Raw genomic sequence first — 21,909 nt, 5'->3', positions numbered from 1 at the left:
TTAAATGTAATTTATGTTTAAAATATTTAGTAATTTCGCAAACTGAAAACAAAAACGCCTTCTTAGGTTAACAATATGGCAAAATTTGAATTAAAGCTTCCTAAAATGGGAGAAAGCGTCGCAGAAGCAACCATTACAAATTGGTTAAAAGAAGTAGGCGACAGGATTGAAGCAGATGAAGCAGTACTCGAGATTGCAACTGATAAGGTTGATAGCGAGGTGCCGAGTGAAGTTTCAGGTATTTTGGTGGAGCAATTATTTGGTAAAGATGATTTAGTTCAAGTGGGTCAAACCATTGCAATCATCGAAACTGAAGGCGGAGAGTTGGTTTCGGTTGTTCAAACAGCTGCAACTCCAGAGGCTGTTGCCGAAGTGTCAAAAACCGTTGATGCTGCTAAAGAAAGTGTTGCTTCCGCAAGTTCGGGAACGGCTGATTATTCTGATTCAGATAAATTCTTTTCGCCATTGGTGAAAAATATAGCTTCGACAGAAGGTGTTTCTGTTGAGGAATTGGAACAGATAAGCGGAACAGGAAAAGACGGTAGAGTTACTAAAAATGATATTTTAGAATACGTTAAAAATAGAGGAAGTCAAGCAGCGGTTGCTCCGGCAAAAGTTGTGGAAGCTCCAAAACCGGAGCAAGCTGCGGCGCCAGCAGCACAAAAAGCAGCGCCAGTATCAGTAAACGGTGGTGATGAGATTGTTGAAATGGACAGAATGCGTAAGCTTATTGCGGGTTACATGGTCGCTTCAGTTCAAACTTCAGCACACGTACAGTCTTTTATCGAAGTCGATGTGACTAACATTGTGAAATGGAGAGAAAAAAACAAAGGTATTTTCGAAAAGAGGGAAGGAGAGAAATTGACTTACACTCCAATTTTCATGGAAGCCGTTGCTAAAGCTTTGAAAGATTTCCCAGGGTTGAATATTTCTGTAGATGGTGATTATATCATCAAAAAGAAAAACATCAATTTGGGTATGGCTGCCTCATTGCCTAACGGTAATTTAATTGTTCCTGTTATCAAAAATGCAGATCAATTGAACTTGGTAGGAATGGCAAAAGCTGTGAATGATCTTGGAGGACGTGCTAAGGCAGGAAAATTGAAGCCGGATGATACACAAGGTGGGACTTACACAGTAACAAATGTAGGTACTTTTGGAAGTGTTTTTGGAACGCCAATTTTGAATCAGCCGCAGGTGGGAATTTTAGCTCTTGGAGCGATTCGAAAAGTACCAGCAGTTATTGAAACGCCAGAAGGTGATTTTATAGGAATTCGTCAAAAAATGTTTCTTTCTCACAGTTACGACCATCGTGTTGTAGATGGAGCGCTAGGAGGTGGTTTTGTAAAACGAGTTGCTGAATACCTAGAAGCATTTGATGTGAATAGAGATTTTTAATTTCGAAATAAAAACATAAAGAAACCCAACAGATTTATTTTAAATTTGTTGGGTTTTGTTATTTTAGAATAGATTGCCACTTTAAAATGCTTTGTTATTTTGGGCGAAATTAATACCTGATTATTGGTGAAATTCAGCTTTAAAATTTACATTTGTATGATAATAAAAACAAAAAATGGAACTTAAACTTAATAAACCAATTTGCTTTTTTGACCTTGAAACCACTGGAATTGATGTTGGAAAAGACCGAATTGTAGAAATATCAATATTCAAAGTTTTTCCTAACGGAAATAAAGAAAGTAAAACCTGGTTAGTGAATCCTACTATTCCTATTCCGGCACAAACAACGGCTGTACATGGAATCACGGACGAAAAAGTAGCAAATGAGCCTACATTTAAGGAGCTAGCTTCGCAAGTTCATGCGATGATAAAAGATTGTGATTTAGCAGGATTTAATTCTGATCGTTTCGACATTCCTTTGTTAGCAGAAGAATTACTTCGTGCAGGTGTCGATTTTGACATGAAAAATAGTGTTTCAGTTGATGTGCAAACCATTTTTCACAAAAAAGAGGAACGTACATTAAGTGCAGCCTTGAAGTTTTATTGTGGTCAAAGTTTAGAAAATGCACATTCGGCAGAAGCAGATACTATGGCGACTTATGAAATTTTGAAAGCGCAGTTAGAACGTTATCCTGATTTACCAAATGATATGAAAGCGCTGTCGGAATTTTCGACAAGAAAGAAAATTGCTGATTTTGCAGGTATGATAGCCTTTGACAAAGATGGAGAAGAGATTTTCTCTTTTGGAAAACACAAAGGAATAAAAGTTGATAAAATTTTAGAAACAGAACCGGGTTATTTTAGTTGGATACAAAACGCAGATTTTCCTTTGTATACTAAAAAAGTATTAACGGCAATCAAACTTAGAAAACTGAATACTAAAAACTAAGTGAGTAGTGATTAGTGAATAGTGGAATAGACTATTTACTAATTACTATTTACTATTCACTAGAAAAAAATGAAAATAATCTGTATTGGTAGAAACTATGCTAACCACATAGAAGAATTACAAAATGAGCGACCGACGGAGCCTGTTATTTTTATGAAACCTGACTCGGCGATTTTATTAAAGCAACATCCTTTTGTAATTCCTGAATTTTCGGAAGATATTCATCACGAAATTGAAATTATTGTAAAAATTTCTAAGGTTGGGAAATACATCGAGCCAAAGTTTGCTCATAGGTATTATGATGAAATTAGTGTAGGTATTGACTTTACGGCTAGAGATTTACAATCGAAGTTAAAAGCCAAAGGATTGCCTTGGGAAAAAGCCAAAGCTTTTGATGGTTCTGCTGTGATTGGTGATTTTTTACCAAAAGAGCAATTTAGTTCGTTAGAAAATCTTACTTTTGAGTTAACTAATAACGGTAAAACGGTTCAAATCAGTGATTCCAGCTATATGTTATGGAAAATTGATGCGCTCATTTCGTATGTTTCTCAATTTTTCACATTAAAAATTGGCGATATTATTTTCACTGGAACTCCTGAAGGGGTGGCAGCGGTTAAACCAGATGATGTTTTAGAGGGATTTTTAGAAGGACAAAAACTATTTAGAATACAGGTAAAATAATGGCTTTAAAATACAACCTTGCAAAAGTGTACGCACTTTCAGATAACGATCCAGAATTTGTAAATGAAATTCTAACTTTATTTGTAACAGAAGTTCCAGCTGATTTGAAACAAATCAAAGAGGGAATAAAAAAGAAAGATCATAAGCATGCTTATGCTTATGCCCATAAGATTAAACCAACTTTAGACCTGCTTGGTTTGAATGTTGCATTCGAAGAAATCCTGCAATTAGAAGCTTGGACAAAAACGGAAGGTAAAAAGAAAGAAATAATTGATACTTTTAAGAGTATAAAGTCGCAGGTTAAAGAGGCGATCAAAGAAATTAAAAAGGATTTTGAGTTGTAAGATTCTTTCAATTCCTATTTTTTTAAAAAACACTAAAATTCAACATTCAAGTTATTTGGGTGTTGAATTTTAGGTATACAGCAAAACCTAAATCCATATAAAAAAATGAAGGCAACCATTGTTACTATTGGCGATGAAATTTTAATTGGGCAAATTGTCGATACAAATTCGGCTTTTATAGCGAAGTCACTCGATAAAATTGGAGTCGAAATCAACGAAATGATATCGATAAGCGATGACAAAAAGCATATCTTAGATACATTTGAAAAGCTTCAAAATAATGTAGATTTGGTTATTATTACTGGTGGTTTAGGGCCAACAAAAGATGATGTTACTAAAATAACTTTTTGTGATTATTTCGAAGATGAATTAATTGTAGATCACGCTGTTTTAGATCATGTTACTGCGTTGATAGAAGGTTTTTATAAACGGGCTATAACGCAAATTAATAAAGATCAGGCGCTTGTTCCTTCAAAATGTACGGTTTTGCACAATGCGGTGGGAACTGCTCCGGGAATGTGGATGAAAAAAGAAAGTACCGTTTTTATTTCGCTGCCTGGAGTTCCTTACGAGATGAAGTATTTGGTTGAAAACGAAATAATCCCAAAAGTAGTACGAGAGTATAGCAGGCCGTATATTATACATAAAACAATTCTTACTTACGGGCAAGGAGAGAGTATGGTGGCAGAGCGAATTGAAGCTTGGGAAGACAGTCTTCCAGATTTTTTAAAGTTGGCTTATTTGCCGAGTCCGGGGACTGTTCGTTTGCGGCTTTCGGCTCGTGGTACAAACAAAGAATTCTTGGAAAATGCATTAGAGCAATATGTTAGGTCTTTGGATGCGATTATCAATGATATTATCGTTGGCTTTGAAGAGGACGAAACTATTGAGTTTTTAGTTGGGAAAATGCTAAAACAACAACATAAAACACTTGCTACGGCTGAAAGTTGTACTGGTGGTAAAATTGCGGCTTTATTAACTGCGATTCCAGGCGCTTCTGAATATTTCCAGGGCAGCGTAGTCTCTTATGCTACGGAGGTTAAAACTGGCGTTTTAGGGGTTTCTGAGAGTGTGATTAATGAATTTTCTGTAGTGAGTGCGGAAGTGGCTTCGGCAATGGCTTTGCGCGTAAAGGAAATTATGAATACTGATTATGCGATCGCTACAACTGGAAATGCAGGCCCAACAAAAGGAGATGAAAAAGCCGAAATTGGGACTGTTTTTATTGCATTGGCAACGCCAAATGAAGTTATTGTCGAAGAATATAATTTTGGCCAACCACGTGAGAAAGTGATAGATAGAGCGGTGATAAAAAGTTTAGAGTTATTGAAGAAAGAAATTTTTAAAATTGTATTATAATTTTGTTGGTTTATAGGTTTATTTTTCTTTTCTTTGCACCCTGATTTTGAATAACGATAAAAGATAAGCATAATGTCAAGAGTTTGTGACCTTACAGGTAAAAGAGCGATGGTAGGAAATAACGTTTCTCACGCTATGAATAAAACTAAGAGAAAATTTTCTGTTAACTTAGTGAAAAAGCGTTTTTATCTTCCAGAAGAAGATAGATGGATTACTCTTAGAGTAGCTGCATCTACGGTAAAAACAATTAATAAAAATGGAATTGCTGCAGTTTTGAAAAAAGCGCAAGCACAAGGATTTATCAAATAATCTTTAACTTCCAATAAAAAAAATAGCAAGATGGCAAAGAAAGGTAATAGAATCCAGGTAATTTTAGAATGTACGGAACACAAAACAAGTGGTGTTGCAGGAACTTCAAGATACATAACTACGAAGAACAAAAAAAATACTCCAGATAGATTAGAGATTAAGAAATTTAATCCAGTCTTGAAACGCGTAACTGTTCACAAAGAAATTAAATAATAATTAAAAGTTTTAATACAGATCTCAATATGTTAGCATTTAGAGGTTTTATTTAAATTTAAATACACATTTGAATCATGGCAAAGAAAACAGTAGCATCGTTACAAACATCTTCTAAGAGATTATCAAAAGCCATCAAGATGGTTAAATCTCCAAAAACTGGCGCTTATACATTCGTAGAGACTATATTAGCACCTGAACTAGTTGATGAATTCTTGAAAAAGAACTAATTAATAAAAGCACTATATAGAAAAGCTACTTTCATTCGGAAGTAGCTTTTTTATTTTATATCTTTACCCTTCTGAAGAGGGTGTTAGTTCATTGTGTCTAATGCTTTATTCCTAACACTGTTAATACAATGAGTTTTTTTAAAAAATTATTTTCATCAGAAAAAAAGGAGACTTTAGATAAAGGTCTTGAAAAATCAAAAACAACTTTCTTTTCTAAATTAAGTAAAGCTGTTGCAGGAAAGTCTAAAGTTGACGATGCAGTTTTAGATAATTTAGAGGAAATTCTCGTTTCCTCAGATGTTGGAGTTGATACTACCCTAAAAATCATTACTCGAATTGAAAGTCGTGTTGCGGCTGACAAATACCTTGGAATTCAAGAACTCAATAAAATTCTGCAAGAAGAAATTTCAGGATTGCTTTCTGAAACTAATACAGGTGAAGCAACTGAATTTGTAATTCCAAAAGATAAAAAACCATACGTTTTAATGGTAGTAGGTGTGAATGGTGTTGGTAAAACAACTACTATTGGAAAGCTTGCATACCAATTTAAAAAAGCGGGTTATAAAGTGGTTTTAGGTGCAGGAGATACTTTCCGAGCCGCAGCGATTGATCAATTACAAATTTGGGCTGACAGAGTAGGTGTTCCTATTGTTAGACAAAACATGGGTTCTGATCCTGCTTCGGTAGCATTTGATACTTTGCAATCAGCGGTTGCGCAAGATGCTGATGTTGTAATTATTGATACTGCAGGACGTTTACATAATAAAGTTAATTTGATGAACGAATTAACAAAAGTAAAACGTGTGATGCAAAAAGTAATTGTTGATGCTCCGCACGATGTTTTGTTAGTTTTAGATGGTTCAACTGGTCAGAATGCTTTTGAGCAAGCTAAACAGTTTACAGCAGCTACTGAAGTAACTTGTCTAGCGGTAACTAAATTAGATGGTACTGCAAAAGGTGGTGTAGTAATTGGGATTTCAGACCAATTTAAAATCCCCGTAAAATATATTGGTGTTGGTGAAGGAATTGAAGACCTACAAGTTTTTAACAAACACGAGTTTGTGGATTCTTTCTTTAAATAATTTAACAATATGAATTTCTCTTCAATCAAGAATTTGAACCCAATGGTTTTGTACTTAGTCAGTGTTGTTTGCTTCGTTTTAGCAAATGTTGTCAGAGATAAATACATTGTTTTATACTACATATTAATAATTACAGGCGTATTATTATTTGTTGTTGGTTTATTTAATCGAAGTAGGAAATAAGAGTTTGAATATAAGTCGCTCTTTCTTTTTTAACGAAGTAGGGTTTCTTTAAAACTCGATTTTAAGCTAAAATTATTACTTTATATCCCTTTAAGCATCATGAATTCTACTATTTCTACAGAAGAATTACTTCAAGAACGGATCAAGGAATTATCTTGCTTATATGAAGTTTCAGCTATAATTGCAGCGCACCAAGGATCATTATCAACCACTTTAGATAAGATTTGTTTGGTTTTAAAACAGGCTTGGCGATTTTCTGAACATGCAATTATTGAGTTGCAGTTAGAGAGCTATTATTGTGCAACAGGTATAATTCCCGAAAATACTGTTTTTCAAAATTCAGCTATTATCATTTTTGATGAAGAAAGGGGATTTGTAAAAGTGCATTATCCATCAGATCAATTTACAGAAAAACACTTCTTAGCTGATGAAGAAAAATTGCTTAACAAAGTAGCTTCAGATGTCAGCGTGCTTTATGAACGACATTTGAACAAAGGAAAAGAGGAGTTGTTGAAACGAAGTGTAGAACGTGTAGATCGTCTTTCGATTTTAGGAGAAATCACTGCAGGAATTGCACACGAACTCAATACGCCACTTGGAAACATCCTTGGTTTTGCTGAATTTATACGAGATCGTACTGTTGAAAAACAATCGCAATTAGATAGTGCTAAAATTATTAAAGCTGCGATTTATTCGAGAGAAGTAGTAAAGAAGCTTATGTTTTTTTCCTGCGAAATGCCTCAAAACATGAAGTTTGTCGAAATAGTTCCTATTGTTTCGGATGCATTAAGTTTATTAGGTCCTAATTTTAGTAAAGCAGAAATTAGTTACGAGGTCGATTTTAAAGAATTGCAATTAGAAGCCCAGTTAGATCCTATTCAACTTACCCAAGTCTTATTTAATATTCTGATCAACGCAATTTATGTGTCTCCAAAAAACACAGTTATTAAGGTCAGTGTTTATTCTGATAATTCTAGTTTTTTTATCGAAATTGCCGATCAAGGTCCTGGTGTAGACGCAGCGCTGAAAACTAAAATATTTGAGCCGTTTTTTACTACGAAACCTATCGGAGAAGGTTCTGGTTTAGGACTGAGCGTAGTCCATGGAATTGTTAAAAGTCATAAGGGAGATATTCGTACTTTTGATAATAGTCCGAAAGGAACCGTTGTTCAAGTTCAATTACCTTTAAAGATGTCCTAATGAAATTAAAGAAAGAAAATATTTTAATTGTAGATGATAATTATGATATGCTTGAGTTGCTTCATCGCAATTTAAAAGCGCAGAATTTCCATACTTATAAAGCTTCTTCGGTAACGGAAGCAATTGAAATATTAAAGTTTAGCACTATTGATTTATTGATTACAGATTTGCAGATGCCTGCTATAAACGGTATGGAGTTGATAAAATATGTGCAAGAACATTTCCCTTCTATTCCTAAACTGGTTGTGACTGGATTTCCTTCGGTAGATAGTGCAGTTGAGGCTGTAAAATCAGGAGCATTAGATTATTTAGCAAAACCTTTCACTAATGATGAACTAAAAAGTGCAGTTCAAAAACTTATAGATTCTAAAGGGAATCCTAAAAATATTAGTGAAGAACTTATTGATAGCGCTAGTCATAAAATAACGGAATACGCAGGAATTGTAGGGCAATCTCAGCAGATTGTTCAATTAGTAGATTTGATTCAGCGTGTAAAAGACAATAGAGCGACTATATTAATTCAAGGAGAAAGCGGGACTGGAAAGGAATTAGTAGCCAGAGCCATTCATTTTAAAGGCGCTTTTGCAGCCCAACCTTTTATTGCTGTAAATTGTGGAGCGATCCCCGAAAATTTAATGGAATCAGAACTCTTTGGTTATGTAAAAGGTGCTTTTACTGGAGCTAATGAAACCCGAGGTGGATTTTTTCAAGCAGCTGTAGGTGGGACTATTTTTTTAGACGAAATAGGAACAGCTCCTTTGTCTGTGCAAACCCGATTGTTACGGGTATTACAGGAAAAAGAAGTGAGTATGATAGGCTCTCAGAAAACACAAAAAATAGATCTTAGAATTATTGCTGCCACAAATAGTGATTTATATGATATGTCAATCAATGGTAGTTTTCGTGAGGATCTTTATTACCGACTAAATGTTGTAAATATAGAAACGCCACCTCTTCGTAATCGAATGAGTGACATAAAGCTATTGATTGTCACTTTTCTTAAAAAGTACGGTCTGGAGTATAACAAACCTAAAATTACTATCTCAGATAAAGCTGTTACGGTATTAACGCGTCATTCTTGGCCGGGTAACGTTAGGGAATTAGAAAATGTAATCCAAAGAATGATTATCATGAGTGGTGATCAAATTGAAGTTGCAGATGTTCCGGAATACTTAAAATACCCTATGCCTTCTGAAAAAGAAGAGTTTAAATCATTAAAAGATATAGAGAAAGCGCATATTCTAAAGGTGCTTTCAGCTGTTGATAATAATAAAACTCGAGCCGCAGAGATTCTTCAAATCGATCGAAAAACACTGCGTCAGAAACTAGAAAAATAAATTTCTTTAAGCTGAGTAATTTTTCCTCTTCTGGGTAGTTTCGCCCCACTTTATTTTGTAACTTTAAAAATTGCATTTTCTTAATCCTTTGTATATTAGGTTTTTTTAATTTGCACTATATCGTTGTAGCTATTTGGCATGTTGTTTGTCTGATATGATCGAAATAATTATTGATTGATACAAACAATATTAAAATAAGATGAGATGAACATATTTGAGAGCCAAGGAATTGATTCTATTCCTCTAGTCGTTAACAATAAGAATAAAAGCGATAGTATACTCGTTGACTTGAATTTGCCTGTTATTGGAGCAGAAAAATCAGTGTTAAATGTAAGTTTAGGTGCGGGATTGTGCATCAATTGTAATAATAATAGCCATTGTACTTGGCAACATAGTAATAAAATGCATTGTGAACATTATCAATAAATAAAATATGACAGTTAAAAAAGAAACTACAAAAAGGAGTATGCTTGACAACGTGATGCAACAGTTTAATAAAACAGCTGATGCCATCCACTTAAATTCAAACATTAGAAGAATTTTATCAATAACTAATAACGAAATTATACTGCATTTTCCAGTAAAGATGGATAATGGTGAGGTAGAGATTTTTACAGGATACCGAGTGCAACATAACAATGCATTAGGGCCTTACAAAGGAGGATTGCGCTACCATCCTACAGTTGATGTAGAAGATGCTAAGGCATTAGCAATGTGGATGACATGGAAAACTTCGTTGGCTGGATTGCCTTATGGTGGTGCTAAAGGAGGAATTCAAATTGACCCAAGAGATTATTCTATTGGCGAATTAGAGCGTATTACAAGACGTTTTACTTATGCTTTAGGAGAGAACATAGGTCCGGAGCATGATATTCCAGCGCCAGATGTTAACACGAATGAACAAACTATGGCTTGGATGGCTGACACTTATATGTCAACTAAGTCTTCTTCCGAGCGTTCTCGTAATCAACATGTTGTAACCGGTAAGCCGGTAGGTTCTGGTGGATTAGAAGGAAGAAATCGTTCAACTGGATACGGAGTGTACTTGACAATTAAATTGTTGTACAAAAGTAGAGGAGAAAGCTTGAAAGATAAAAAGTTTATTGTTCAAGGTTTTGGTAACGTAGGTTATTGGACTTCTCATTTCTTAACTGAAGAAGGAGCAATTTTACTTGCGGTTCAAGATGCTCATGCTACCATAATTAATGAAAAAGGAATTGATGTAGAAGCTTTATTCGAACATTCGAAACCAAGAAAAGGCTCTATTCAAGGATTTACAGGTGCTGAAGAAATAGATCCTAAATTGTTTTTTGGCATGGAGTGCGATATTCTTATTCCAGCAGCTTTAGGAAATCAGATTACAGTTGAGAATGCATCAATGGTAAAAGCAACTATTATTGCTGAAGGTGCAAATGGACCTATTGATACTGATGGAGAACAAATTTTATTAGAAAATGGAATCGTTATTATTCCAGATATTTTATGTAATTCTGGAGGAGTAATAGGAAGTTATTTTGAATGGCTACAAAACAGAAATGGGGAGCTTTGGCAACTTGACGAAGTGATGCAAAAGCTTGATAAAAAGATAACGGAGGTATTCTATAAAGTAGAAGCACTTGTTAAAGCAGATAAGATAGACTGGAGAACAGCGGCTTATATAATAGCAATAAGAAGAATTGAAACTGCTTACATACAAAGAGGTATTTTTCCTTAATCTTTGATTAATTCTTTTTGATTTTAAAAGCCTTTATAGTTACTATCCAGTTCTATAAAGGCTTAAAATTTATATGTTTATACCTAAATTATGAAATACGGTCAATTATTAGTAGATAAGAGAGAGTATGATTTATTAAAAGATAATATTGCAAACTCTAAAAGTCAGGATGACAAAATATACCGAGACTCGATTAAGAAATTAAATTTTCAACTAGAGTCGGCTAAAATTGTGGAGGACGGTATGATACCTGAAGATGTGATTCGGTACAATTCTATTGTATCTATCGAAACACCTTCATTTGGGGAACGCAGTTATCAAATTGTAACTCCTGATAAAGGTAATATTCAGCAAAATAAAATTTCTGTTTTATCTCCCATGGCGATAGCTCTATTTGGTTACGCAACCGGAGATGAAATTGAATGGCACTTTCCGTCAGGGATGAACAAGGTTAATATTATTGGCGTAAAGCAACAAGTGGGACCTCTAGAAAATGAAATGGTATGAAAGATTTAATTTATAAGCACGAGACGGTTGACGATATCCAGATGAAGTTTATGGATAAAGATATTGAACTTTGGAAAGAAGATATTTCTATTATTAGAATCGAAATTCTTTTTTTTAAACGAATGCTGTATTCCTCTATTTTTAAAGATTTAGAATCCGATCAGCAGAAAAAAGAGGATTTGATAAAAGACCTTGAGAAGGTGAAGGAAATCAATGAATCGTATCAAGATAAATTAATTGACTTTATTAATAAGTTAGATAACATTAAAGAATGTGACGATGTGCAGTGTGAAACCTTCTATTTGAATAATCATACTAAATTTCGAAATGATATTGAAAGTCATTTTTCGGCGTATCGATTTTATAAGACCAATGTTATTTTGTTTTTTGACAATTGTTTAGAAGACAGGATGTAGAAAATAGATTTATACTTTCTATTTAATGGAACACATTTGAATTCGATTCGGATGTGTTTTTTTAGTTTAAAGGTATACTGATTGATAAAATACTTGAAATATTTAAAGTGGTTTTACAGATGAAATTGCTGATTGGAAAGTGAGCTAGTGAATTTTTTTTTAATGAGTTTTGCTATTTTTGTTTTCTTTAAAATTTAATAAGGTTAGCTTTGTGGTAAAATAGGAGCGCGCTAATTTATTCGATTTTTACGAGCTATTATTGTCCCGATCTTGACGAGTTGGGAAGGAAGAAATTCGTTTTGTTGTACTTTTTAAAATAAAAAGATTAAAGGGAAGAGTAATGACTTACTGCCATCTACTAATAAAAACATAATTGATATGAAGAATACATTTAGATTTTTACTGCTTAGTTTCTTATTTGTTAGTTGTCAGCAAAAGATTGAACCTGCTGATATTGCGAAATTAAATGGCTATTGGGAAATCGAGAAAGTCGTTTTTGACAAAGGGGAAGACAAGGCTTATAAAATGAATGAAAGTTATGACTATTTTGAGATTTCTAAGGAAAATAAGGGAATTCGAAAGAAAGTAATGCCGCAATTAAATGGTAGCTTTTTAGTAAATGATGCGTATGAGGATGTCATTGTTAGATTTAAGGATGGCAAAGCGTTCTTAGATTACTCTACTCCTTTTTCTAAATGGAGTGAGGAGTTGGTCGCAGTATCCGATAAGGAGTTGGTGGTGCGAAATGAAGAAAAAAAGGAATATCATTATAAGAAGGCAGGACCAATAAATTTGACAAACGATGGCGAAAAGACTAAATAATCAAAGTACGGTAGGGGATGTTTTAAAGCAAATTATCCAAGTCAATAAGTTGCAGCCAGGAATGGATCAGATTGATGTAAAAGACGCCTGGAAAAATTTAATGGGGAACGGTGTGAACAGCTATACTAAAAATGTGGTATTGAAAGGAAGTACGTTGTATGTAGAGCTAAGTTCGTCTGTACTTCGTGAAGAATTAAGTCATGGAAAAACTAAAATCGTGACCATGATCAATGAAGAACTGAGAAGAGATGTGGTGAAGGATGTTGTTTTGAGGTGATTAAGAAGTGTTCAGTATTCAGTTTTTGCAGTATTCAGTAAAAAAAAATCCCGTCAAGTTTATTAGAACTTGACGGGATTTTTATATGATGGCCCTTTTTTATTAGTTCTGTTATTTTAACAGAATAATAAAAAACGGGAACACTTAATACTAGAACTGCTCTCTTCCTGCAAAATGGAAAGCACCTTCGATAGCTGCATTTTCATCACTGTCAGAACCATGAACTGCATTCTCTCCAATAGAAGTTGCATATGCTTTACGGATAGTTCCTTCAGCAGCATCAGCTGGATTTGTAGCACCAATTAAAGTTCTAAAGTCTTCAACTGCGTTGTCTTTTTCTAAGATAGCAGCAACAATTGGTCCTCTTGACATAAATTCTACTAATTCACCGTAGAAAGGTCTTGCAGCGTGTACTGAATAAAATGCTTGAGCATCTGCTACAGTAAGTTGAGTTAATTTTAAAGAAACAATTTTGAAACCTGCATTTGTAATCATTGCAAGTATGTTTCCGATGTGTCCGTTAGCAACAGCATCAGGCTTAATCATTGTAAATGTTCTATTAGTAGCCATTTTGTTTATTTTTTTAAATTTTGTGCAAAATTAGTGTTTTTTTATCTAATTAATTTACAAAATCTGCATTATAGTGATAGTTAATAAATTATGTGATAATTATCTCAAATTTGTTATCCAATGGTTTTAGCCTTTCGATTAATTTCGGAATCAAATTTTCTCCACATTCCAAATAAAATTCTGAAAAATTAGCTTGACGTTCCTGCAGACTTTTGTTAGGAAAAAGTTCGTTTTGTAAATCGGTGATCCGTTCCAGAACAGTGCTTAACTTTCTTTTCTGCGCTTTTAATAATCGTTTTTCTAGATTGTCTAAACCTTTATTCTGTTTTATTTCCTGGGCTTTTACAGCGCCAATGAAGGATTTATCAGTTAGTTTTGTCCTCTCGTACAGCTCTCTAAATTGTTCTTGAAGTTGATTTTTTAAAGAGGACATATCAATTGGAAATTCTGATAATTGCTTTGTTTTTGTATCTATTAATTGGGCTTGTTTTGAAAACAAATCACTCCAGTTTAGTTCTAATTTGTCGGTTTTTTTAATTTGCTTTTCAGTTGCTAAAAGAACAGAATTTCGAACTAACAACATTGGGAAGGTAATGTTTACTGCCTTAAAAAATGATTTTAATTCTAGCCAATAAGCAATTTCTCCACCTCCGCCAATGTAGCAAAGATTAGGTAAAATTACTTCCTGATAAAGTGGACGCATAATTACGTTTGGGCTGAACATTTCTGGATTACTCACAAGTAACGTTAAGATTTCCTGCTGCGAAAATTCAATTTTGGTATTGTTTACCTTATATTTACCTTCTTCGAGAATAATACGTTCCCGCAATTTGTCTTCGATATAAAATAAATTGATTTCGCGCGGGTTTACCTGAATGTTGTATTTTTTCAGTTTTTCTGTCGTCGCTAAAACTGCCTTATGTGAAGTTTGGTTTAGTAGTTCTTCTTTTGCAAAAGGTATAAAGCTACGCTTCAAATCAGCATGATCAGCATCAAGAATTACCAGACCCTGTGCTCCAAAAAGTGCATTCGCTAAATGACGTGTAGCATCGGCTAGATTATCGTGTTTGAGATAGGCGTCCGTAAATTGATTCTTCAAGGTTTCAGCATTGGTACTTGAACCCAATTCCTGGGAGTACAATTCAAAAACATCTAATAGTCCTTCGGTAGACAATCTTCCCACTGGTCCAGTGCTTTCCTTGTTCCACCTGAATTTTTTTCCTTTAAAATTAAAATAATTAATTTCTTCAAAATCATGGTCTTCAGTCGCCATCCAATAAATTGGGACAAAGTTATAGGCCGGATATTTCGCTTTTAATTCCTTGGTAAGATTAATCGTGGAGATAATTTTATAAAGGAAATAGAGAGGGCCAGTAAATAGATTCAATTGATGTCCGGTAGTTATTGTAAAAGTATTGGGCACTTTTAAAGCTTCAATATTCTGAAGTGTTGACTGCGAACTTTTAATACAGGCATATTGTTTTTGCAGAACCGAAACTAAAGCGACTCTATTTGAATTATCAAAATTGGCCTGCTTTTCAAGGATTTGTCCCTCAAAGTTTTCGAATGTAGGAAAGCGATTATATAAGGAGCTTAAATTGTCGTTTTGATCTAAATAATCATTCATCAAAGGAGAGAAATATCCTGATTTTTGATAGCTGATACAGTCGGTAGGCATAGTTATGTAATTTCTAAATGTGATGCTAAAATAGTAAAAGTAAAGTTAACTTTTCAAGGATTATGATATGTTTAGGAAATCTAAAAACTATCGTTTCAAGGCAAAATGCCCTTTGTATACTTTTCCATCTGCTTTGGTCACGACAAACCAATAATCTGTTGAGGGAAGTTCATGACCGTTTAAAGTTCCATTCCAAGTCTGATTTTGATTCAATTGCTTAATTAATTTACCATAACGATCAAATAATTGCACGGTTAATCCAATCTCAGTATCTGAAAAATGTATGCTCCAAGTGTCATTGTGTCCATCACCGTTTGGAGTAAAGAATTTAGGGTACATCAGTAGATTGACTTTTTCTGTTACTATTCCGCAACCATTTTTATCTCTCACGTACACGTTATATGCTCCGCTAAGGAGGTTTTGAAATTCATTATTGTCTTGATAGCGAATTCCGTCAACAGAATATTCATAAATCCCAGCACCACTTACATTTATGCTAATCACATTGTTTTTATCTGTCCAGTCCTGTGTTTCAATTGAACTTATAGTTGCAATAGTAGATTTTATTACACTAAATCTTTTCGAATTTGAACAGGATATTTCACCGTAGTTATTTGTTACTGTTACAGTATATTCACCAGGGTCTGTTACTATAATTGAAGGAGTCGTAGCTCCAGTAGACCATAAAAAAGAATCTGTTGCAGAACCGGCGGTTATAGTAATAGTATAATTTTCGCAAATAGGAACAATATCAGGAATGGGAATAATTGGTTTAGCCACGACAGTTAATTTTAATGTGGCAATTGCATAACAAGGAGTATTTGAATTGATGCGAACATAAATACTATTGACACCTAAATTTAATTTGTAGCTCGAAGCGTTTGTAATTTTATTTGCAGGTAATTCGCGTTCGGCTCCAGCTAGGGTGGAGTAGTAAGAGAACGTATAATCTGTGGTATTCGAAATTAACATTGAATTGTAGTTATTTAAATTCACGATTTCTTTGCCGTCATTTAAATCATCACAAAGTAATTCTTCATAATTATTAGCAGCTAAAGTATTGATCAATTCTATTTTTACTGCTAAGCGAGTAGTGCTTTCACAACTGTTTTCTGTTTGTGATGCATAATATGTAATTCCATTTTGTAGCGGATTAGTACTTGGTAAAAGATTTCCATTTGTGTTATTGTCATACCATCTAATAGCTGTTCCAGAAAGAATAATAGTGGACAAAGTTGGGTTTTGACTGCTGCAAAATGTTTGCTGACTATTGCCTGATGGAGCAGAGGTACTTAATACGTTAATTAAAACAGGAACTTTTTCGCTTTCACATCCATTGATTGTTTGGGAAGCATAATAGTTAGTCCCATTTTGAAGTGCTGTATTATTTGGTAAAATATTCCCGTTTGTTAAAGCATCGTACCATTTTATGTTTTGTCCCGAAATAACAACAGCAGATAAAGTGGCATTTTGTTGGGTGCAAAATGTTTGAGGAGAAATTGCTGTAGGCAAAGGCTGTTGATTAATTATAATAGTTTGATTTTGAAAACTTGTATTTCCGTTTCCATCATCATAGTTCCAAATAACAGTATATGTCCCAGGCATGCTGTATGAAAGCGGACTAGTCGTCGTTGCTGTAATTGCTCCTGCGCAGGCATCAGTTGCTGTTGGAACAGTAGATATTATAGTTGTGCAATCTCCTGTAATAGTAGGTAAGCTTACTAAATCAGGAATTGGAGCAACAAAATCTCCTACGACCACATCGATTTTTTTGGTGTCATCACATCCACCAGTTCCCGTTATTGTACAGCTATATTCACCACTATTTAGAGCAGCTGCATTTGGAATTATTGGGTTTTGCTCGGTAGAAGTAAATCCGTTTGGACCAGTCCATAAATAATTTGTTCCACCTGAAGCTGTAAGTTTTAAATCGTTGCCGATGCAGATAGGGGAGTTGCTAGATGCTATAGGATTGGAAAGACAATCTTGGAACTTGGCTATAAAAGTATTACCACCTTGAAGTGTTGGATATTCCGTTCCTATAGTGCCAAGATTAGTACTTCCTGTTGTGGTACCAATAATGTAAATATTTCCATTTTTGTAATAAATGTTTTTGATAAAATCTTGATCAGAGCCGCCGTAGTAGGTCCCCCATAATAGATTGCCAGAAGTGTCAAACTTTGAAATGAAACCTTCATCAGAACCAGCACTCACTGGTTGAAAACTCCCTACGGTTGCAATGTCTGTTTGGCTTCTTGTATTTCCTGTCATAAACGTATCTCCATTTTCGGATGTAAAGCTACTTTCACAATTATCAATTCCTTGAAAATTTTCAGAACCATAATAGGTTCCCCATTCCCTGATTCCACTTGTATTAAATTTGACAATAAATGCATCAACACCGCCTATTGCTTGGTTTTCTTTATAAGCACCAGCTGTCGAAATGTTATTCTTGCTATTTGTTACTCCTGTTGCATATATATTATTAAAAGAATCTGTGCCTAAACCTGTTATACGATCGTAATAATCATTAACTGATATAGAAAATGAAGCATCACCTCCATAGTAAGTACACCAAAGTCTTTGCCCAATTGAATTAAATTTTACAATAAAACCATCCATATGATGAATTTGTGTTTGATGTGCTCCTGGAGTTGATATATCAGGTTGGTCAGAATCTAATATCCAATATTGTCCCGCTAGAATTAAATTATTGTTCTTATCAATTGTCGAATGATTTACTTTTCCGGGAAAATAACTTCCAGAAATCCTATCTCCTAAAGGGGAAAATTTGGCAAAGAAACCACAACCATCAAAAGGGTCATTATTAAGAGATTGAAAAGCATCTGAGGTAGCAATTCCTTCAATGCTATGTGTTTCTCCAGCGATTATTAAATTTTCTTGATTATCGAGACTTAAAGTATTAATCGATTCATTGGCTATTCCCCCATATAATGTTCCCCATATTTGTTGTCCATTATCGTTAAATTTTAGGATTAAACCATCTGACGAAAAATCAGAATTAATAGATTTGTATGCTCCAAAAGTAGATAGTCCGTTTCCAGAAGTATAAAAGACTGACCCACCAATATAAATTTCATTATTGGTGTTTACTACTAGGTCGGATATTCTCGCAGAATTAATATAAGTCCCCCATATTCTGTTGCCATCAGGAGTAAACTTAGAAAGGAATGACGCATCCGATATAGATGTTTTTGTAGTTTGAAAAGCACCCGATGTTGCAATATTCGTTGCGCTAGAGGTTTCTCCTGTAATAATTACATTTTCTAGCTTATCTGTTTTTATTTTTTTAGTGAGATTTGTGTTTCCCCCACCAAAATAAGTCCCCCAAAGTCTAACGGGAACGGGATCAATAATTAATGTTTTATTGGAGAACTTTTCGTTTGTTTTAAAACCGTAAACATTATTCTTTATTTTTTTGTAATCAATACTAATGTCTTTCCTGGCTGTTTTATCTTCTGTCCAGCTTGCTGGTATGGTTTCATCCATTTCACCAAAACGAACATGCATTCGGATTTTATTGTCAATTAATTCTGTTTTTGCCCCTGTAAATTTTAATTGAATGTCCGATATTTTTCCTTTTGGATGAACTATAAAATTGTATTCGACAGTTTTTAAAGTGTCGGCTGGAATAGTGAAAACTACGTCAATATTAGGGTAAATATTTTTGTAAGTGATTTGTTTGAAGCTATGAACTCCTAGTATTCCATTGGGTTGGTTTGGAATGTTATAATAATTATCAAAATCCTTTGATTCTTGTTCTTTAATGAATTCAACATTTGAATTTGAATTTACAAAATCGATGTCAACTCGATGAAATACGTATTCAAAATTATATTCGGGTTCTTTTTTTTCTTTATCAGGACCCTGATATATTATTTTTTTTGATATTTGTAAAGGTAGTGCAGTCGTTTTTTTTACTTCATAAATATCATATGAGAAACCATTTTTTCTTAATTGTACATTTAAGCCATTCGAATTCAATAGGAACTTTACATCTGGGTTTGTCTTTCCCTTTTGGTCAACAATCTGCCCTTTGTTTTCAGAAAAACTTGCTGATTTATTTTTGTATTGCGCAAATGAAGGAACAATAATTAAAATAAAAAGAAAGAGTAAAGTATATTTCATTCGAATAATTTAACAATTGTAAATGTAATTAAATTTGTACAAATTTCACAATAGCAAAAAAGCATTGCTATTTGCATTTAGAACTGGGTACGAATTAAAAATCTAAGCATTTATTTATGTGTAAACTATATAAATAACCCTTATTTTTGCAGAAAATAATTCCCTTTTGAAAACCAAACTATTCCTCATTACGCCTCCTTTTACACAATTGAATACGCCGTATCCAGCAACCGCTTATATCAAAGGGTTTCTGAACACTAAAAACATTGAATCCGTTCAGGCGGATTTGGGGATTGAAGTGATTTTGAAATTGTTTTCGAAAGAAGGACTGTCAGATTTATTTAAAATAGCTGCTATTAACGATGCTATTTCCGACAATTCTAAAAGAATTTTTGCATTGCAGGAGGAATATATTAAAACAATTGACGCAGTTATTTCTTTTCTGCAAGGGAAAAATCCAACATTGTCACTTCAAATCTGCCAAGAAGATTATCTGCCCGAAGCGTCTCGGTTTGCACAACTCGAAGAGCTTGATTGGGCCTTTGGAAGTATGGGAACACAGGACAAAGCCAAGCATTTGTCTACCTTATATCTGGAAGATATCTCTGATTTTATTGTGGAATGCGTCGATGCTAATTTTGGCTTTAGCCGATATGCAGAACGTTTAGGACGAAGTGCTAATTCTTTTGACGAATTGTATGAGGCGCTACAACAAGAAACTACCTATATTGATGAAATACTTCTTTCGATTCTGAAAGAAAAAATTGAAACGATCCAACCTACGATTTTCTTAATTTCTGTCCCTTTTCCAGGGAATTTATACAGTGCTTTTAGATCAGCGCAATGGATTAAAAATCATCATCCTGAAATTAAAATTACCATGGGTGGCGGTTTTCCTAACACCGAATTGCGTTCCCTTTCGGACGAACGTGTTTTTGAGTTTTTCGATTTTATTACTTTAGACGATGGCGAAGTACCTGTTGAGGAATTAATCAATAATATTGAAAACCCAGCTCACAACTCTTTCAAAAGAACCTTCCTTTTAGAAGAAGGGAAAGTCGTTTACAAAAATAATTCGCTAAAATCAGATTATAAGCAAGCGCAAGTAGGTACGCCAGATTATTCTGATTTGCCTTTGGATAAATATATTTCGGTTATCGAAATCGTTAATCCTATGCACCGCATGTGGAGCGATGGACGCTGGAATAAACTTACTATGGCACACGGATGCTATTGGGGGAAATGCACCTTTTGCGATATTTCATTGGATTACATCAAAATTTACGAGCCGGTTGCAGCGAGTTTACTTTGTGATCGCATGGAGCAAATGATGGAGCAAACGGGCGAAAATGGTTTTCACTATGTGGACGAAGCCGCACCTCCAGCATTGATGCGAGCACTAGCTCTCGAGATACTTCGAAGAAAATTATCAGTGACTTGGTGGACAAACATTCGTTTCGAGAAAAGCTTCTCCGGAGATTTATGTTTATTATTAAAAGCTTCTGGCTGTATTGCTGTTTCCGGCGGACTCGAAGTAGCCTCTGATCGTTTGTTGAAATTAATAGATAAGGGAGTGACGGTGGAGCAAGTAGCCAGAGTCACCCGTAATTTTACCGAAGCCGGGATTATGGTACATTCTTATTTAATGTATGGATATCCAACACAAACAGTTCAGGAAACGGTGGACAGTCTGGAAATGGTGCGTCAATTGTTTGAAGCGGGAGTATTGCAGTCTGGTTTTTGGCATCAATTTGCCATGACGGCGCACAGTCCTGTTGGAATGTTTCCAGAGAAATTTGGCGTTGTCAAAGAAACTGAAGTCATCGGAACTTTTGCTAATAACGATATTAACTATATTGATTCGACAGGAATTGACCATGACAAGTTTAGTTTTGGACTTAAAAAATCATTGTTCAATTTCATGCACGGAATCTGTTTCGACTACGAATTGCAGGACTGGTTTGAATTTAAAATTCCGAAGACTAAAATTCCCGAAGACTATATTTTTAATGCTCTAGAAGTAGCAGAAGATTTCAATATAAAAGCGACTGCCAAAATTGTTTGGTTGGGCGGGAAGCCTTCGGTTGATCATTTTACCAAATCTAAGAAAGGAAATTCTTGGGAAATGATGACACTGACTTTTCACGATAAAAAGGAAAGTTTTACCATTCAAACAAATAAGAAAGAAGGAGAATGGCTTGTGGCAATGTTGTTAAAAAGTAGTGTTTCAAACGCTAAGACTTATTCCTTTCAGGAAGTAAAAGCTGATTTTGAAACTCATTTAGAGGACTTTGAGCTATTTTGGTACTCAAAACCAATCAACACTTTAAGAGAATTTGGGTTATTGGTTCTTTAAAGGCCATTGTAACGTTTTTGAAAAAAGAGTTTTTTATATAATTCGAAAATTGAAAGGAATGAGTCAAATTTATATTTTCAAAATATAATTGAATAACTATAGCTTTTTAGCATAAATCTATCTTTTAATCTTACG

20 protein-coding genes are annotated in these 21,909 nt (G+C 34.4%); 17 read left to right on the top strand and 3 right to left on the bottom strand.

What is annotated here, in order from left to right:
• Window positions 1-75: 75 nt before the first annotated feature.
• From FQU23_RS11655 to FQU23_RS11580, 16 genes are all read left to right on the top strand, one after another.
• Window positions 76-1,398: a dihydrolipoamide acetyltransferase family protein gene (locus tag FQU23_RS11655; protein WP_147673975.1), complete on the top strand. Its 1,323-nt coding sequence runs from the start codon at window positions 76-78 to the stop codon at window positions 1,396-1,398.
• A 175-nt stretch (window positions 1,399-1,573) separates the two neighbouring features.
• A complete protein-coding gene (locus FQU23_RS11650; RefSeq protein ID WP_147673974.1) occupies window positions 1,574-2,347 on the top strand; it encodes a 3'-5' exonuclease in 774 nt (257 codons plus the stop codon).
• A gap of 69 nt (window positions 2,348-2,416) precedes the next feature.
• Window positions 2,417-3,028, top strand: coding sequence for a fumarylacetoacetate hydrolase family protein (locus FQU23_RS11645; protein ID WP_147673973.1), 612 nt, complete (start codon window positions 2,417-2,419; stop codon window positions 3,026-3,028).
• Entirely contained in the window at window positions 3,028-3,372 is a 345-nt protein-coding gene (locus FQU23_RS11640) for an Hpt domain-containing protein (RefSeq protein WP_147673972.1), read from the top strand. Before FQU23_RS11645 ends, FQU23_RS11640 begins: the two co-directional genes overlap by 1 nt.
• Before the next feature lie 105 nt (window positions 3,373-3,477).
• Window positions 3,478-4,731: a CinA family nicotinamide mononucleotide deamidase-related protein gene (locus FQU23_RS11635; RefSeq protein WP_147673971.1), complete on the top strand. Its 1,254-nt coding sequence runs from the start codon at window positions 3,478-3,480 to the stop codon at window positions 4,729-4,731.
• 72 nt (window positions 4,732-4,803) lie between these two features.
• On the top strand, window positions 4,804-5,040 hold the full coding sequence (gene rpmB / locus FQU23_RS11630; protein ID WP_007138096.1) for a 50S ribosomal protein L28: 237 nt from the start codon (window positions 4,804-4,806) through the stop codon (window positions 5,038-5,040).
• Window positions 5,041-5,070: 30 nt separating this feature from the next.
• Window positions 5,071-5,253, top strand: coding sequence for a 50S ribosomal protein L33 (rpmG, locus tag FQU23_RS11625; protein WP_016988713.1), 183 nt, complete (start codon window positions 5,071-5,073; stop codon window positions 5,251-5,253).
• A 77-nt stretch (window positions 5,254-5,330) separates the two neighbouring features.
• Window positions 5,331-5,483: a DUF4295 domain-containing protein gene (locus FQU23_RS11620; protein ID WP_132110668.1), complete on the top strand. Its 153-nt coding sequence runs from the start codon at window positions 5,331-5,333 to the stop codon at window positions 5,481-5,483.
• 128 nt (window positions 5,484-5,611) lie between these two features.
• On the top strand, window positions 5,612-6,565 hold the full coding sequence (ftsY, locus tag FQU23_RS11615) for a signal recognition particle-docking protein FtsY (protein WP_132110666.1): 954 nt from the start codon (window positions 5,612-5,614) through the stop codon (window positions 6,563-6,565).
• A 282-nt stretch (window positions 6,566-6,847) separates the two neighbouring features.
• The gene (locus FQU23_RS11610; RefSeq protein WP_165425765.1) at window positions 6,848-7,948 is read left to right on the top strand and encodes a sensor histidine kinase; all 1,101 of its coding nucleotides are present in this window, start codon (window positions 6,848-6,850) and stop codon (window positions 7,946-7,948) included.
• On the top strand, window positions 7,948-9,285 hold the full coding sequence (locus tag FQU23_RS11605; RefSeq protein ID WP_147673969.1) for a sigma-54-dependent transcriptional regulator: 1,338 nt from the start codon (window positions 7,948-7,950) through the stop codon (window positions 9,283-9,285). The genes FQU23_RS11610 and FQU23_RS11605 overlap by 1 nt, the downstream gene beginning before the upstream one ends.
• 433 nt (window positions 9,286-9,718) lie before the next feature.
• Window positions 9,719-10,999 carry a Glu/Leu/Phe/Val family dehydrogenase gene (locus FQU23_RS11600; protein ID WP_132110658.1) on the top strand — a complete coding sequence of 427 codons (1,281 nt, stop codon included), beginning with the start codon at window positions 9,719-9,721 and terminating at the stop codon, window positions 10,997-10,999.
• 90 nt (window positions 11,000-11,089) lie between these two features.
• Window positions 11,090-11,506, top strand: a complete 417-nt coding sequence (locus FQU23_RS11595) for a GreA/GreB family elongation factor (protein ID WP_147673968.1) — start codon at window positions 11,090-11,092, stop codon at window positions 11,504-11,506.
• On the top strand, window positions 11,503-11,922 hold the full coding sequence (locus tag FQU23_RS11590) for a hypothetical protein (protein ID WP_147673967.1): 420 nt from the start codon (window positions 11,503-11,505) through the stop codon (window positions 11,920-11,922). Before FQU23_RS11595 ends, FQU23_RS11590 begins: the two co-directional genes overlap by 4 nt.
• Before the next feature lie 378 nt (window positions 11,923-12,300).
• Window positions 12,301-12,744 (top strand): hypothetical protein, encoded by a 444-nt coding sequence (locus FQU23_RS11585; RefSeq protein WP_147673966.1) that lies wholly within the window; start codon window positions 12,301-12,303, stop codon window positions 12,742-12,744.
• On the top strand, window positions 12,725-13,021 hold the full coding sequence (locus FQU23_RS11580) for a DUF721 domain-containing protein (RefSeq protein WP_147673965.1): 297 nt from the start codon (window positions 12,725-12,727) through the stop codon (window positions 13,019-13,021). Before FQU23_RS11585 ends, FQU23_RS11580 begins: the two co-directional genes overlap by 20 nt.
• A 150-nt stretch (window positions 13,022-13,171) precedes the next feature.
• Here FQU23_RS11580 and FQU23_RS11575 read toward each other — a convergent pair whose 3' ends face one another.
• The 3 genes from FQU23_RS11575 to FQU23_RS11565 all read right to left on the bottom strand — a co-directional run bounded on the left by FQU23_RS11575 (window position 13,172) and on the right by FQU23_RS11565 (window position 19,418).
• Window positions 13,172-13,591 (bottom strand): nucleoside-diphosphate kinase, encoded by a 420-nt coding sequence (locus FQU23_RS11575; RefSeq protein WP_073021421.1) that lies wholly within the window; start codon window positions 13,589-13,591, stop codon window positions 13,172-13,174.
• Between the two features lie 88 nt (window positions 13,592-13,679).
• A complete protein-coding gene (gene bshC / locus FQU23_RS11570; protein ID WP_147673964.1) occupies window positions 13,680-15,269 on the bottom strand; it encodes a bacillithiol biosynthesis cysteine-adding enzyme BshC in 1,590 nt (529 codons plus the stop codon).
• Between the two features lie 87 nt (window positions 15,270-15,356).
• The gene (locus tag FQU23_RS11565; protein WP_147673963.1) at window positions 15,357-19,418 is read right to left on the bottom strand and encodes a T9SS type B sorting domain-containing protein; all 4,062 of its coding nucleotides are present in this window, start codon (window positions 19,416-19,418) and stop codon (window positions 15,357-15,359) included.
• Between the two features lie 166 nt (window positions 19,419-19,584).
• Between FQU23_RS11565 and FQU23_RS11560 the strand changes: the two genes are divergently transcribed.
• Window positions 19,585-21,774, top strand: coding sequence for a B12-binding domain-containing radical SAM protein (locus FQU23_RS11560; protein ID WP_147673962.1), 2,190 nt, complete (start codon window positions 19,585-19,587; stop codon window positions 21,772-21,774).
• Window positions 21,775-21,909: the final 135 nt, after the last annotated feature.

Origin of the sequence: Flavobacterium sp. XN-5 (assembly GCF_008033395.2) — a bacterium.
Taxonomy (GTDB): Bacteria; Bacteroidota; Bacteroidia; order Flavobacteriales; family Flavobacteriaceae; genus Flavobacterium; species Flavobacterium hiemivividum.
The sequence above is the reverse complement of the archived record's forward strand: the minus strand, read 5'-3'. Positions and strand labels throughout refer to the sequence as shown.

Coding starts and splice junctions, on each gene's coding strand:
- FQU23_RS11585 (WP_147673966.1), top strand. CDS start 12,301: ATGAAGAATACATTTAGATTTTTACTGCTTAGTTTCTTATTTGTTAGT.
- FQU23_RS11565 (WP_147673963.1), bottom strand. CDS start 19,418: ATGAAATATACTTTACTCTTTCTTTTTATTTTAATTATTGTTCCTTCA.
- FQU23_RS11600 (WP_132110658.1), top strand. CDS start 9,719: ATGACAGTTAAAAAAGAAACTACAAAAAGGAGTATGCTTGACAACGTG.
- FQU23_RS11605 (WP_147673969.1), top strand. CDS start 7,948: ATGAAATTAAAGAAAGAAAATATTTTAATTGTAGATGATAATTATGAT.
- FQU23_RS11590 (WP_147673967.1), top strand. CDS start 11,503: ATGAAAGATTTAATTTATAAGCACGAGACGGTTGACGATATCCAGATG.
- FQU23_RS11635 (WP_147673971.1), top strand. CDS start 3,478: ATGAAGGCAACCATTGTTACTATTGGCGATGAAATTTTAATTGGGCAA.
- FQU23_RS11655 (WP_147673975.1), top strand. CDS start 76: ATGGCAAAATTTGAATTAAAGCTTCCTAAAATGGGAGAAAGCGTCGCA.
- bshC (WP_147673964.1), bottom strand. CDS start 15,269: ATGCCTACCGACTGTATCAGCTATCAAAAATCAGGATATTTCTCTCCT.
- FQU23_RS11650 (WP_147673974.1), top strand. CDS start 1,574: ATGGAACTTAAACTTAATAAACCAATTTGCTTTTTTGACCTTGAAACC.
- FQU23_RS11645 (WP_147673973.1), top strand. CDS start 2,417: ATGAAAATAATCTGTATTGGTAGAAACTATGCTAACCACATAGAAGAA.
- ftsY (WP_132110666.1), top strand. CDS start 5,612: ATGAGTTTTTTTAAAAAATTATTTTCATCAGAAAAAAAGGAGACTTTA.
- FQU23_RS11620 (WP_132110668.1), top strand. CDS start 5,331: ATGGCAAAGAAAACAGTAGCATCGTTACAAACATCTTCTAAGAGATTA.
- FQU23_RS11640 (WP_147673972.1), top strand. CDS start 3,028: ATGGCTTTAAAATACAACCTTGCAAAAGTGTACGCACTTTCAGATAAC.
- FQU23_RS11610 (WP_165425765.1), top strand. CDS start 6,848: ATGAATTCTACTATTTCTACAGAAGAATTACTTCAAGAACGGATCAAG.
- FQU23_RS11575 (WP_073021421.1), bottom strand. CDS start 13,591: ATGGCTACTAATAGAACATTTACAATGATTAAGCCTGATGCTGTTGCT.
- rpmB (WP_007138096.1), top strand. CDS start 4,804: ATGTCAAGAGTTTGTGACCTTACAGGTAAAAGAGCGATGGTAGGAAAT.
- FQU23_RS11595 (WP_147673968.1), top strand. CDS start 11,090: ATGAAATACGGTCAATTATTAGTAGATAAGAGAGAGTATGATTTATTA.
- FQU23_RS11580 (WP_147673965.1), top strand. CDS start 12,725: ATGGCGAAAAGACTAAATAATCAAAGTACGGTAGGGGATGTTTTAAAG.
- rpmG (WP_016988713.1), top strand. CDS start 5,071: ATGGCAAAGAAAGGTAATAGAATCCAGGTAATTTTAGAATGTACGGAA.